General features: G+C 57.3%; 15 protein-coding genes. 5 read left to right on the top strand and 10 right to left on the bottom strand.

The window, feature by feature from the left end:
- Window positions 1-6 precede the first annotated feature (6 nt).
- The gene (gene dusB / locus B0E33_RS26175; protein WP_077292824.1) at window positions 7-1,011 is read right to left on the bottom strand and encodes a tRNA dihydrouridine synthase DusB; all 1,005 of its coding nucleotides are present in this window, start codon (window positions 1,009-1,011) and stop codon (window positions 7-9) included.
- Between the two features lie 170 nt (window positions 1,012-1,181).
- On the opposite strand from dusB, the gene B0E33_RS26170 reads away from it, so the two are divergent.
- From B0E33_RS26170 to B0E33_RS26150, 5 genes are all read left to right on the top strand, one after another.
- Window positions 1,182-2,435 (top strand): bifunctional 2-C-methyl-D-erythritol 4-phosphate cytidylyltransferase/2-C-methyl-D-erythritol 2,4-cyclodiphosphate synthase, encoded by a 1,254-nt coding sequence (locus B0E33_RS26170; RefSeq protein ID WP_077293695.1) that lies wholly within the window; start codon window positions 1,182-1,184, stop codon window positions 2,433-2,435.
- Between the two features lie 6 nt (window positions 2,436-2,441).
- Window positions 2,442-2,951, top strand: a complete 510-nt coding sequence (locus B0E33_RS26165; RefSeq protein ID WP_075283178.1) for a CinA family protein — start codon at window positions 2,442-2,444, stop codon at window positions 2,949-2,951.
- Between the two features lie 104 nt (window positions 2,952-3,055).
- A complete protein-coding gene (locus tag B0E33_RS26160; RefSeq protein WP_075283177.1) occupies window positions 3,056-3,523 on the top strand; it encodes a hypothetical protein in 468 nt (155 codons plus the stop codon).
- Between the two features lie 171 nt (window positions 3,524-3,694).
- The gene (locus B0E33_RS26155; protein WP_077292823.1) at window positions 3,695-4,171 is read left to right on the top strand and encodes a hypothetical protein; all 477 of its coding nucleotides are present in this window, start codon (window positions 3,695-3,697) and stop codon (window positions 4,169-4,171) included.
- A gap of 98 nt (window positions 4,172-4,269) precedes the next feature.
- A complete protein-coding gene (locus tag B0E33_RS26150; RefSeq protein WP_022998577.1) occupies window positions 4,270-4,704 on the top strand; it encodes a hypothetical protein in 435 nt (144 codons plus the stop codon).
- Between the two features lie 18 nt (window positions 4,705-4,722).
- Here the strand turns inward: B0E33_RS26150 and B0E33_RS26145 are convergent, their stop codons facing one another.
- The 9 genes from B0E33_RS26145 to pdhA all read right to left on the bottom strand — a co-directional run bounded on the left by B0E33_RS26145 (window position 4,723) and on the right by pdhA (window position 12,600).
- Window positions 4,723-5,175 carry a type II toxin-antitoxin system RatA family toxin gene (locus B0E33_RS26145; RefSeq protein ID WP_023014591.1) on the bottom strand — a complete coding sequence of 151 codons (453 nt, stop codon included), beginning with the start codon at window positions 5,173-5,175 and terminating at the stop codon, window positions 4,723-4,725.
- Between the two features lie 29 nt (window positions 5,176-5,204).
- Window positions 5,205-6,179: a lipoyl synthase gene (gene lipA / locus B0E33_RS26140; protein ID WP_022998575.1), complete on the bottom strand. Its 975-nt coding sequence runs from the start codon at window positions 6,177-6,179 to the stop codon at window positions 5,205-5,207.
- Between the two features lie 56 nt (window positions 6,180-6,235).
- The gene (locus B0E33_RS26135) at window positions 6,236-6,676 is read right to left on the bottom strand and encodes an acyl-CoA thioesterase (RefSeq protein WP_077292822.1); all 441 of its coding nucleotides are present in this window, start codon (window positions 6,674-6,676) and stop codon (window positions 6,236-6,238) included.
- On the bottom strand, window positions 6,673-6,912 hold the full coding sequence (locus tag B0E33_RS26130; RefSeq protein WP_022998573.1) for a GlsB/YeaQ/YmgE family stress response membrane protein: 240 nt from the start codon (window positions 6,910-6,912) through the stop codon (window positions 6,673-6,675). Before B0E33_RS26130 ends, B0E33_RS26135 begins: the two co-directional genes overlap by 4 nt.
- Before the next feature lie 32 nt (window positions 6,913-6,944).
- Window positions 6,945-7,193, bottom strand: coding sequence for a GlsB/YeaQ/YmgE family stress response membrane protein (locus B0E33_RS26125; protein ID WP_022998572.1), 249 nt, complete (start codon window positions 7,191-7,193; stop codon window positions 6,945-6,947).
- Between the two features lie 181 nt (window positions 7,194-7,374).
- Entirely contained in the window at window positions 7,375-8,823 is a 1,449-nt protein-coding gene (lpdA, locus tag B0E33_RS26120; RefSeq protein ID WP_077292821.1) for a dihydrolipoyl dehydrogenase, read from the bottom strand.
- A gap of 72 nt (window positions 8,824-8,895) precedes the next feature.
- A complete protein-coding gene (locus B0E33_RS26115) occupies window positions 8,896-10,251 on the bottom strand; it encodes a pyruvate dehydrogenase complex dihydrolipoamide acetyltransferase (RefSeq protein WP_077292820.1) in 1,356 nt (451 codons plus the stop codon).
- Window positions 10,252-10,267: 16 nt separating this feature from the next.
- Window positions 10,268-11,665, bottom strand: coding sequence for a pyruvate dehydrogenase complex E1 component subunit beta (locus B0E33_RS26110; protein WP_077292819.1), 1,398 nt, complete (start codon window positions 11,663-11,665; stop codon window positions 10,268-10,270).
- A 14-nt stretch (window positions 11,666-11,679) separates the two neighbouring features.
- Window positions 11,680-12,600 (bottom strand): pyruvate dehydrogenase (acetyl-transferring) E1 component subunit alpha, encoded by a 921-nt coding sequence (pdhA, locus tag B0E33_RS26105; protein WP_228866669.1) that lies wholly within the window; start codon window positions 12,598-12,600, stop codon window positions 11,680-11,682.
- Window positions 12,601-12,820 lie beyond the last annotated feature (220 nt).

The following is a 12,820-nucleotide window of genomic DNA, read 5'->3' as shown; positions in this document are numbered from 1 at the left end:
TGTCCTTCAAGCTGCTGTCCGTTTGTTCGAGGAAGAAAGCCAGTCGCTTGCGAGGCGGATAACCTCCGACGGCTGATTGGAAGTCATAAGGGTCTTGCGGACAGATCCAGGGATGTCAGCCGCGCCAGCAGACGCTGTCTCGTCCAGGTACCAACCGAGATGCTTGCGCGCGATGCGAACACCCTGCCGCTCCCCGTAGTGGCTGAGGATGGCCTCGTAGTGCTCCGCCACAAGCTCCGCCAGCTCCGTTCCCGTTGGTGCGTCGAGCTGTTCGCCACTTGCCAGAAAATGTCCGATGTGGCCCGGCAACCAGGGACGGCCATATGCGCCCCTGCCAATCATCACGCCGTCAGCGCCGGAAAGCTCAAGCATACGCAAGGCATCTTCAGCACTCTTGCAATCCCCATTGGCGATCAGGGGAACCGAAATAGCGTCCTTGACAGCTGCTATCGCACGCCAGTCGGCCTTGCCCTTGTAGAACTGGCATCGAGTGCGCCCGTGAACGGTGATGAGTTGCACCCCGGCCGCTTCCGCACGGCGGGCCAGTTCCGGTGCATTCAGGTTCTTGTCATCCCAACCAAGGCGCATCTTCAAAGTGACGGGCACATCGACCGCTGCCACTGTCGCATCAACCAGCGTCAGGGCATGGTCGAGATCCCGCATCAGTGCGGAACCGGAGTATCCGGATGTCACCTTTTTTGCGGGACAGCCCATGTTGATATCGATTACATCGGCACCAAGACCAGAGATAACCTTGGCGGCCTCCCCCATCCAGCGAGCTTCACGCCCTGCAAGCTGAACGACATGAAGACCCTTGTCCTGAGCCTCCGCACGCATTTGCGTTTCGGCGTCGCCTTTGACGAAGGATTCGCTCGCAACCATTTCGCTGACGACCATGCCGGCGCCGTATCTGGCAGCCAGCCGGCGGAAAGGGAGATCGGTCACGCCGGACATCGGCGCGAGCACGGCCGGGTTTGCGAGTTGATACCGGCCAATCGTGAGTGTTTTCATAGACGGCGACACAGCGTCTCTTTTCTGCTTATTGACTGTGCAGATTCATAATTGCCTATATTGTAGACAAATTTCGCAATGCAACAAGTCAAAATTTGCGGTCCGAACAGGTTCCTAGATAAAGACGGTTCAAAGCTGACGGTTTGATGCAGAGCACGAGGAGCCCGTTAATGACAAAAACCGCTGCCGCCCTAGTCGTTGCCGCAGGGCGTGGCACCCGTCTTGCGGGCTCCGACAATGCGTTACCCAAGCAATACAGGCCGTTGGCTGGCCGTCCTGTGCTGAGCCATACACTGGATGCTCTCGGGAATCACCCCCGGATCAACCGCCTCGTAACCGTCATTCACCCTGACGACGTGAACCATTACTCTGAAGCAGCAAGAGCGGCCTCCACTGAAACAGCGTCCAAGATCGGACCGGCAGTCTACGGTGGCGCAACCAGGCAGCAATCGGTCCTGGCAGGATTGAAGGCCCTCGCCCTCGAAGGATTTGATTACGTTTTGATCCACGACGCTGCACGGCCGTTCCTCCCATCTGCCGTAATAGACAGATTGCTTGAGCAACTGCAGGCAGGGAACGAAGGCGTTCTCGCCGCGCTGCCCGTGGCTGACACGTTAAAAAGAGCAGATCAATCGGGTCGTTCGCTGGAAACCGTTGACAGAGCCGGGCTCTGGGCAGCGCAGACGCCACAGGCCTTTCCCTTGCAGCGTATACTCAAGGCGCACGAAAAGGCGGTAGCTGCGGGAAAACTCGATTTTACTGACGACACCGGCCTTGCGGAATGGGACGGGATGACCATTGTCCTGACGGAGGGCGACCCCGCTGCATTCAAGATCACAACTGCCGCCGACCTCCGTCGTGCAGAACAACAGGCCGAGTTACAACTGATGTCGACTACCCCCGCCTCCCCGTTGCCGCTTTCAGAACTTGCCGATGTCAGAACCGGGATCGGATACGACGTCCACGCCTTTGAAGATGGCGATGCCGTCATTTTGGGCGGGGTAGCCATTCCCCACTCCAGCAAGCTGAAAGGTCACTCAGACGCGGATGTGGTGCTGCACGCTATTACGGACGCAACGCTTGGTGCCATTGGCGATGGCGATATCGGCCAGCATTTCCCTCCAAGCGACCCGCAGTGGAAAGGTGCCTCTTCTGACCAGTTTCAAATGGACGCCATGCGCCGCCTGTCTGAACGCGGTGGAAGACTGGCGCATGTCGACGTCACCATCGTATGCGAGGAACCGAAGATCGGCCCCCACCGCGAGGCAATTCGCTCTTCGATTGCCAAGATTTGCGCCATGCCTTTTTCGAGGATCTCGGTCAAGGCCACGACATCCGAGCGCCTCGGTTTCACAGGCCGCAAGGAAGGTATCGCGGCCCTGGCCAGTGTGACTGTGCGTCTTCCTTTTCAGGACGAGGACTAGAAATCCATGACCGAGACATCTCCTAACAACCTGGAAGAGCTTGCGCCTCTGTCAATTGCTGTGCTGGACGGGCTCATTGCCGCCAAGAAAATGGTAGCGACGGCAGAATCCTGCACCGGAGGCCTGATTTGCGGAGCACTTACGGAGATCGCGGGATCTTCGGCCGCCGTGGACCGGGGGTTTGTGACCTACTCCAATGAAGCAAAGAACGAAATGCTGGGCGTTCCGAAAGACCTTATCGAAAAGCATGGGGCCGTGAGCAAGGAAGTCGCGATTGCCATGGCAGAAGGAGCACTCGCCAGATCCAATGCGGATGTAGCAGTTTCTGTAACGGGTATCGCTGGACCCGGTGGTGGAAGTCCTCAAAAGCCGGTTGGCACTGTCCATATTGCCGTTGCGGCAAAGGATCGCCCGACGGATCATCTACATTGCTGGTTTGCAGACAACGGCCGGCAATCAATCCGGCTTGCCACCGTCAGAACTGCCCTCACATCGATTTTAAATGCAATTTCCTGAGTAAATGCTCATTAACGCTCATGGGAGTTCGCGCTGGGCTTCCGCTTGGTCATATGTATATTCCAGACAACTTGACCTCAACGTAACTCAAGATCAGAACCTTTATGATTAAACCAGCGACCATTCTGGCTGCATTTTTGTGCGCAGGCTCCACCGCTTTTGCAGGTGCCATACCTCAGCCTGGCGATTTTTACCTGATTTCGCGCGATCGCAGCGGACACTTCGTGGGCAGTCACAAGCTGTTCACGGAAAACGCCCGCGGATTGAAAAAGGTCTCTTATTGCCAGCGTAGCTATTTTGTACGCAGCCATTCGGTCGCCTGGACGCAAGTGGAAACCGAACGCGGCAACAAAGTTCAGGTGGAATTCAATTTTGGCCGTGGCTGGCGTCCGATCTGCGGCAATCCCGAGCGACAGGTCAGTCTTGAGGACATCGGCGTCACAATGAGTGCGCACGATCTGCTGGCCGCTCCAGATGAGACTTCGGCCCCACAAAGCAGGCTTTCCGCGATCGGCGCAATGTTCCAGAGCAATAGCGCCGAAGAAGGCCACAGCACGTATCACACACGCTAAAAGCCGGTCGCTTCTGGACAGTTATTCGATATTTCGTCAACAAAATCAGTGCTTTTAAAGTTTTAATCAAACTCGTTTCCCTTACGAAATCACTTTTACAAACACTTGCCGTATGGTCACCGTAAGCAGGAACCAACTCGCGAAATGATTTCGCGGTAAAGGGAACGGGATATGTTAATCCAACGTGCGCTTCTTGCAGGAAGTGCCCTCGCCCTTGTGTGCGCCAATGCGCAGGCCGGCAACAACACGCCGAAACCGGGTGACACCTACATAATTTCGCGCGACGGCAATCAGCTGTTCCGCGGCTCCCACCGCATCTATGACCGGATGGCGGACGGGCTGGTGGAAGTTCAGTATTGTGGCAGATCCTACTTTGTACGCTATGCGACAGTCGCCTGGACGCAGCTTGAAGTGCAGCAGGATTACAAGGTTCGGGTGGAGTTCAATCGGGGCAAGGGCTGGCGGCCGATTTGCGATCATCCTGAAGAACAGGTGACGCTTGAAGACCTCGGCGTACAGGATGATCCGAGACTTGTCGTTCAAAATGACGGGTCGTCGGTAAAGCGGGTAAACCGTTTCGCGGTCATTCGCGAAGCGTTCAAAACAACGGACGGCGACAACGCTGCAAAGTCATATCACGGCAACTAAAAAAGCCGGCACCGGGCTGGTAAGGCTCGGGTAAGCTGGTCAGCTTAGACTTTCAACAGGAACAGGTGACATAAACGCGCAGAAAAAAGGACCCTGACATGAAACGCGCCCTCGCGTTCTTCGCTGCTTTGACGGCCGCTGGCACTACCTTTGCCGGCGTAGCTCACGCTCAGAGCGACTTTTATATCAGGTCCCAGTATTCCAACGGTACATTCACCGGATTTCATGAAATTCTGACAAAGCCGAAAGAGGGCTACTACCAGGCCCAATATTGCGACCGCACTTTCTGGGTATCCTCGAACACCGTTATCTGGACGGAAGAAGAAGCTGCTGCCGGAAGAAACCTCGTGGTCGAAGAGAATGTCGGCTCCAGCCGCACTCCCGTCTGTACCGATTATACATCCTTCGCAACGCTCGAAAGTCTCGGGTTGAAGAAGAAGGAAATCGAACAGATCCGTCGCCAGGCAGAGCCCCTCGACATGCAGTCGAGCCGTATCCGCATCATTCGCGACGCCTTCAAGCAGTTCAAGTAGGCCCAAAAGTCAGTTTAATCAGGTCCCGTAAACCTGGTCCGCGCGAGCTTCGAAGGCGCTTGAAAACTTTCGGAAGGCCTTTTCGAACATCACGCCCATGAGAGAGCCGAGCGTCCGACTGCGGAATTCGTAGGAAATATAGAAACCGACGTTGCAGCTGCCCTCGCCTGCATCCTCGAAAGTCCACTTGTTTTCCAGGTGCTTGAACGGGCCGTCCAGGTACTCAACCAGGATCGTTCTGTCCTGCGGGCGCAGTTCAACGCGGCTGGTGAAGGTTTCCTTGAACAGCTTGTAGGCAACCGTCATGTCGGCCACCAGTACCGTCCGTCCACCATCCAGCTCCTTGCGACCGCGCACGTGAAGATCCTGGCACAACGGCACGAATTCGGGATACCGCTCTACGTCGGCAACAAGGCGGAACATCTCGTCCGCCTTGTGGTTGACTTTGTGGTCGGATGAAAAACTGGGCATACGGTGTCCAGTGTCCTGTTGCTTTGGCGTTAGTGGCCGAGCTTTGCCTTGCGCGCGGCGCGAAGATCCGCGAAATCTTCACCAGCGTGGTGAGACGACCTCGTCAACGGACTTGCCGACACCTTCAGGAAACCTTTGGCGTAAGCAATACGCTCGTAGCCTTTGAACTCTTCCGGCGTCACGAAGGAAACGACCGGATGGTGCTTCTTGGAAGGTTGCAGATACTGGCCGACGGTCAGGAAATCGACATCGGCGGCCCGGAGGTCGTCCATCAGCTGCAGCACTTCGTTGCGCACTTCCCCCAACCCGACCATGATCCCGGACTTGGTGAACATTTCCGGATCAAGCTCCTTGACCTTCTGAAGAAGGCGGATCGAATGGAAATAACGCGCTCCTGGCCGAACGGTCAGATATTTCGACGGCACTGTCTCAAGGTTGTGATTGAAGACATCTGGCTTCGCCGCCACGACAATCTCCAGAGCACCGTCCTTACGCAGGAAATCAGGCGTCAGAACCTCGATCGTGGTCGATGGCGCGGTCTTGCGAATGGCATTGATCACATCTGCGAAATGCTGTGCACCGCCATCGTCCAGATCGTCCCGGTCAACGGAGGTAATCACCACGTGCTCGAGCCCCATTGCGGCAACGGCATCCGCAACACCCTGGGCTTCCTTCGGGTCGACAGGCCCTGGCATGCCCGTGCGCACGTTGCAGAAGGCGCAGGCACGCGTACAGGTATCACCAAGGATCATGAAGCTAGCATGCTTCTTCGACCAGCATTCACCGATGTTCGGGCATCCCGCCTCTTCGCAAACCGTAACGAGATTGTTCTCGCGCACGACATTCTGCGTTTCGCGGTAGACCGGCGATGTCGGTGCCTTTACGCGGATCCAGTGCGGCTTGCGCTGTATCGGATTGTCCGGACGGTGAGCCTTTTCCGGGTGGCGCGGGCGCGCTTCGGATTGTTGCTGCGGGCGATTGAGCGTGTCGACGATCGTAACCATGGGCCTTAAGTGTCGTTATTCCGGTGAAAGGTCAAGACGGATTAGGGTTGAGCCAGCTATGTGCTTAACGCAGGACCGGTCAGTTCCTGAAGCCGCTCGCGTGCACGTTCCGACAGCGGTTGAGACTTTCGCGTGCTCTCGCTCATCTGGACGATGACGGTCATCGCCCGCGCAACCGGCTTTCCATCCTGAAAAACCTTCTGGAACAGCTTGAACGAACTGCGACCAACGTCAAGCACGGCTGTGCCGATCTCCACTTCGCCCGGCCAGTTGACTTCCGCCAGGAAATCCAGCTCCAGCCGCGCGATCACAAAAGCTGCGCCTAGGTCAGCCAGCGCTTCATTGTAGAGCAATTCAACACGGCCGGTTTCCAGAAAAGTGGCGAACACGGCATTGTTGACGTGTCCCTGCCGGTCCGTATCACCATAACGAAGCTTGTCGCCTGTCCTGAGAACAAAAGCCTCCAGGCTCTCGAATTCGTCCGGATTTGTGCTCACTTGAACATTTTCTTCCAGATGAACAGGAACAGGATAGAGCCCAGAACCGCGATAATCAGACGATCGAGAATACCACCTGTCACATGCAGGTTGAGCAGCGATGCGAGTTCACCGCCAACCAGTGCCCCGACAAGGCCGACAACGAGGCTGCCAAGAAAACCTCCGCGACTGTTCAGCACCCGGTGAGCAACGGCGCCCGCAATGAGGCCGATGATGATTGTGATAATCCACCCCATCGCGGACTCCTATTTCCAGAAATTTCAATTCGTCAGGCGATCAGTCGCGCAAGCAGCACAACGACAATTGCTCCAACGGCCGCCACGACAATTTCATTGACGTAGGCATTGCCCAGATTGACGTTGATACCTGCGAGCTTGAACAGGAAACCACCAACAAACGCGCCAATGAGACCGCTGACGAGGTAACGGATCAGACCACCGCCGCCAACGACGACGCTTGCAAGCCAACCGGCTATAATGCCGATTGCAACCCAGATCAAAATTGCTTTTACATCCATGACTGACGGCTCCTTTCAGCCTTTTCTCAGACGGTTTCACGTTACCCGTTTCAGAAAAAGCGTCCAGCGTTGATGTCCTGATCAACCTTCAGGCCTGCGCATTTCTTTCACTGCTTGCAGATCCAGAGTACGGCAAATGGAAAGCGGCCTCGGTGCAGTTTTGCCCCGAGGCCAAAAGGGATCAGGCGTTGAGCACCTTGCCGTAGGCATCCAGCACGGCTTCCTTCATCATTTCCGACAAGGTCGGATGCGGGAAGATCGTGTGCATCAGCTCTTCTTCGGTAGTCTCGAGGTTCATCGCGACGACAAAGCCCTGGATGAGTTCGGTCACTTCTGCGCCGCACATATGCGCACCGAGAAGCTCGCCGGACTTCTTGTCAAAGATAACCTTGATCATGCCGTTGTCTTCGCCAAGCGCGATGGCCTTGCCGTTGGCGTTGAACATGTACCGGCCAACGCGGATGTCGCGGCCCTGTTCCTTCGCCTTTGCTTCGGTCAACCCAACAGAGGCAACCTGCGGGTTGCAGTAGGTGCAACCCGGAATCTTGCGATGATCCATCCCGTGAACACCAGGCACACCTGCAATCTTCTCGATGCAAATCACGCCTTCATGCTCAGCCTTGTGGGCAAGCATTGGCGGACCGGCGACATCGCCAATGGCATAGAGGCCGGGCACATTGGTGCGCCCATACTCATCAATGACCACACAGCCTCGGTCGGTTTTCACGCCGAGCGCTTCCAGACCGATATTCTCGATGTTGCCCTGAACGCCGACAGCGGAAATCAGGTGATCAGCCTTAATCTGGCTGACCTTGCCATCCTTGGTCTCCACGTGGGCAGTAATCGAATCTCCCGCCTTGTCGACCTTGGTCACCTTTGCTTCGGTTATGATCTTCAGGCCACGCTTCTCCAGAGCCTTGCGCGCGAATTTCGAGATTTCCTCGTCCTCGACCGGCATCACGTTGGCCATCAGCTCGACAACCGTTACGTCGACGCCCATGGATCGATAGAAAGACGCGAATTCGATCCCGATCGCACCCGACCCCATGACCACCAGCGACTTAGGCATCTTGGCCGGTTTCATGGCCTCGAAATAAGTCCAGATAAGCTTTCCGTCCGGTTCAATGCCAGGCAAAGCACGCGGACGCGCACCAGTTGCCACGATGATATGTTTGGCGGTGTAGGTGCCTTCACCCTTCACGCCTTTCGGAACCGGATTTTGCGGCTCGACAACAGGCTTGGAAGATTTTCCGACCTTGACTTCGCCCGGTTTGGTGAGCTTGGCCTCACCCCAGATCACGTCGATCTTGTTCTTCTTCATGAGGAAACCGACGCCACCGTTCAGTCGGGCGGAAACGCCGCGCGAGCGCGCAACGACATCCTTGACGTCCGCCTTCATGGAGCCTTCCAGCGTCAACCCGAAACTCTTGGCATGGTTTGCGTGGTCCAGGATCTCTGCAGAACGCAGCAGCGCCTTCGTCGGAATGCAACCCCAGTTGAGGCAAATGCCGCCAAGGTGTTCGCGTTCAACGATCGCAGTCTTGAAGCCCAGCTGGGCAGAACGAATAGCGGTCACGTAACCACCCGGCCCTGAACCGATAATGATCACGTCGTAATTGGTATCAGCCATGGTGTATTTCCCCGGCGAATGAAGTCATCGATTGAAAACGGCGCGGCGTTGCCGCCGCGCCGGAGATGAGGCTTAAACAAGCATGCTCATCGGGTTTTCGATGTAGCCCTTGAAGGCGGCAAGAAGCTCGGCGCCAAGCGCACCGTCCACGCAGCGGTGGTCGGTCGAAAGCGTCACGCTCATCACCGTGGCAACAGCCAGTTCGCCGTTCTTGACGACAGGGCGTTTTTCGCCGGCGCCGACAGCCAGAATGGTCGCATGCGGCGGGTTGACGACGGCCGAGAAGTTCTTCACGCCCATCATGCCCATGTTGGAGACCGCGGTGGTACCACCCTGGTACTCTTCTGGCTTCAGCTTCCGTTCTTTTGCGCGCTTACCGTAATCCTTCATCTCGTTGGAAATGACGGAAAGAGGCTTTTCTTCCGCCCGGCGGATGATCGGCGTGATCAGGCCACCCGGGATGGAAACGGCGACACCGACGTCGGCATGCTTGTGCATGACCATGTTATCGTCGGTCCACGAGACGTTCGCATCAGGGACATCGCGCAGGGCCAGAGCCAGAGCCTTGATGGTCATATCGTTGACCGAAAGCTTGTAGGCCGGCTTGCCTTCCTTGTCCTTGGCGGCAGCATCATTAAGCTGTGCCCGAAGAGCCAGAAGAGCGTCGAGTTCACAGTCCACGGACACATAGAAGTGCGGAATGGTCTGCTTCGACTCGGTGAGACGCTTGGCAATGGTCTTGCGCATGCCGTCATGCGGCACGAGTTCGTAGCTGTCCTTGTCGAACAGTTTCAGAACCTGATCCGCGGACGGGCCAGTTGCCATGGCCGGTGCTGCGGCAGCCTTCGGTGCTTCCGCAGCAGCAGCAGCAGCAGCGGGCGCTGCCTTGCCTGTACCTGCAGCAAGAGCTGCCTCGATGTCGCGCTTGACGATGCGGCCATGCGGACCCGAACCGGAAAGTGCTTTCAGGTCAAGACCGTTGAGCTGAGCCAGACGGCGAGCCAGCGGGGACGAAAAGATGCGGTTTCCGTCAGCGGCTTTGGGAGCCGGAACCGGATCCGTTGCCGCCTTTGCTCCAACCTCAATCGCCGGCGAGCTTTCCGGCACAGCCGGAGCCTTGTCGCCTCCCGATGAAGAAGCAGGTGCCGCCGATCCACCGGAGGTGTCGATGGAACTGGCATCTTCACCGTCTTCCAGAAGTACGGCGATCAGTTCGTTGACCTTCACACCTGAGGTTCCCGCAGGCACGACAATCTTGCCGACCGTGCCCTCGTCAACCGCTTCCACTTCCATGGTCGCCTTGTCGGTTTCAATCTCGGCGATTACATCACCGGCCGAAACCTGATCGCCTTCCTTGACCAGCCATTTGGCCAGGTTGCCCTCCTCCATGGTCGGAGAAAGGGCCGGCATGGTAATATTGATTGGCATGTCCGTCTCCCTGGCCTCAGGCGGTGTAGGTTACGGCTTTGACCGCATCGATGACTTCACCAACGTTCGGCAGAGCCAGCTTTTCCAGGTTTGCAGCGTAAGGCATCGGAACGTCCTTGCCGGTCACGCGCAGGATCGGTGCGTCGAGATAGTCGAACGCCTTTTCCTGAACCTGGTAGGCGATTTCCGATGAAACGGAGCACATCGGGAAGGCTTCTTCGATCGTCACGATCCGACCTGTCTTGCGGACGGACGCCAGCACGGTGTCGATATCCAGCGGACGAATGGTGCGCAGGTTGATGACCTCGGCCGAGATCCCCATTCCGGCCAGCTCTTCAGCCGCCTTGATGGTGTAGGTCATGCCGATCCCCCAGGAAACCAGCGTCACGTCCGTTCCGCCGCGTTCCACCTTCGCCTTGCCGATCGGCAGAACGAAATCGTCCATGTCCGGGACTTCGAAGGAATGACCGTAGAGGATTTCGTTTTCCAGGAAGATGACCGGGTTCGGGTCGCGAATTGCTGCCTTCAGAAGGCCTTTTGCATCAGCAGCCGAATACGGTTGGACCACCTTCAGGCCCGGCACGTGGGCGTACCAGGAAGCGTAATCCTGTGAATGCTGGGCACCGACTCGCGCCGCGGCACCGTTTGGTCCACGGAAGACAATCGGGGCACCCATCTGACCGCCGGACATGTACAACGTCTTGGCGGCGGAGTTGATGATCTGGTCAATCGCCTGCATGGCGAAGTTGAATGTCATGAACTCGACGATCGGCTTCAGACCGGCCATCGCTGCCCCGACGCCAAGACCGGCAAAGCCGTGCTCGGTGATCGGCGTATCGATGACACGCTTGGCGGAAAACTCGTCCAGCAGGCCCTGGGTGATCTTGTAGGCGCCCTGATACTCCGCAACTTCCTCACCCATGATGAAGACGTCCGGATCACGGCGCATTTCCTCTGCCATCGCATCCCGCAAAGCTTCGCGAACGGTGGAGGACTTCATTGCCGTGCCGGCCGGAATTTCCGGATCGTCAGCAGTTTCAGGCGCAGGAGCAGCAGGCGTCGGAGCGGAGGCGACTGCCGGTGGGCAGGAGGCTTCTGCAGCCGCAGGGGCTTCAGGGGCCGCAGCGGCGGCTGGCGCGGAAGCTGAGGCGGCGATGGCACTGGCGTCTTCGCCCTCGGCCAGCAGAACCGCAATCTTGGCGTTCACCTTGACGTTGTCGGTTCCTTCGGCAACCAGGATTTTTCCAAGCGTGCCTTCATCAACCGCTTCCACTTCCATGGTGGCCTTGTCGGTCTCGATTTCGGCGATCACATCGCCTGCAGAGATGGTGTCGCCCTCGGCCTTCAGCCACTTGGCGAGCTTGCCCTCTTCCATAGTCGGCGAAAGCGCCGGCATCAAAATGTCAATCGGCATGTTGTCCCCCGGCCTTAGAGCAGAATGTCGGTGTAGAGTTCAGACACATCCGGTTCCGGATCCGTCTGTGCAAATTCGGCAGCTTCCGCGACCCTGGCCCGCACATCCTTGTCGATTGCCTTGAGGTCGTCTTCGGAAGCCCAGCCCTTGTCCATCAGGCGTGCACGCACCTGTTCGATCGGATCATGTTCGGTCCGCATCTTCTGGACTTCGTCCTTGGAGCGATATTTCGCCGGATCCGACATGGAGTGGCCGCGGTAGCGGTAGGTGATCATTTCAAGAATGAACGGCCCCTTGCCTTCACGGCACCATTCCAGCGCTTCAGCGGAGGCTGCCTTGACTGCGCGCACATCCATACCGTCGACCTGCTTGCCCGGAATTCCGAAGGAAGCACCGCGCTGGGAAAGATCTGTGGTGGCGGAGGCGCGGGCAACGCTGGTGCCCATGCCGTACTTGTTGTTCTCGATCACGTAAACGACCGGAAGCTTCCACAGCTCGGCCATGTTGAAGCTCTCGTAGACCTGACCCTGGTTGGACGCACCGTCGCCAAAGAAGGCCATCGCAACGTTGCCGTTTTCACGGTATTTGTTCGCGAACCCGAGGCCGGTGCCAAGCGACACCTGTGCACCGACGATGCCATGGCCGCCATAGAAATGCTTCTCCTTGGAGAACATGTGCATGGAGCCGCCCTTGCCTTTCGACAAGCCACCGCGACGACCGGTCAGTTCCGCCATCACGCCTTTCGGATCGAGATCCATTGCCAGCATGTGGCCATGATCCCGGTAACCGGTGATCATCTGATCGCCGTCTTTCTTGGCCATCTGCATACCGACGACGACAGCTTCCTGTCCGATATACAAATGACAAAACCCGCCGATGAGGCCCATGCCGTACAGTTGCCCGGCTTTTTCCTCAAAACGTCGGATCAGAAGCATTTCGCGGTAAGCGTGAAGTTCTTCGTCCTTATCGAACTCGGCGATCGCAGGCTGCGCCTTCTTGGCGGAGCTGCGTGTCCGGCTGGTGCTCTTGGAGCTAGCGGAAGTGGTCTTTGATGCTGTGGCCATAACCCTCATCTCGGCGTGACGTTTCCCCTAAGATAGGTAGGAGCAACTTATCCGGTTGGGTCTGTCAATCCAATCCACGCATCTCGCACTG

Source organism: Roseibium algicola (assembly GCF_001999245.1).
Lineage (GTDB): Bacteria > Pseudomonadota > Alphaproteobacteria > Rhizobiales > Stappiaceae > Roseibium > Roseibium algicola.
This window is presented reverse-complemented; position numbering and strand designations above follow the sequence as displayed.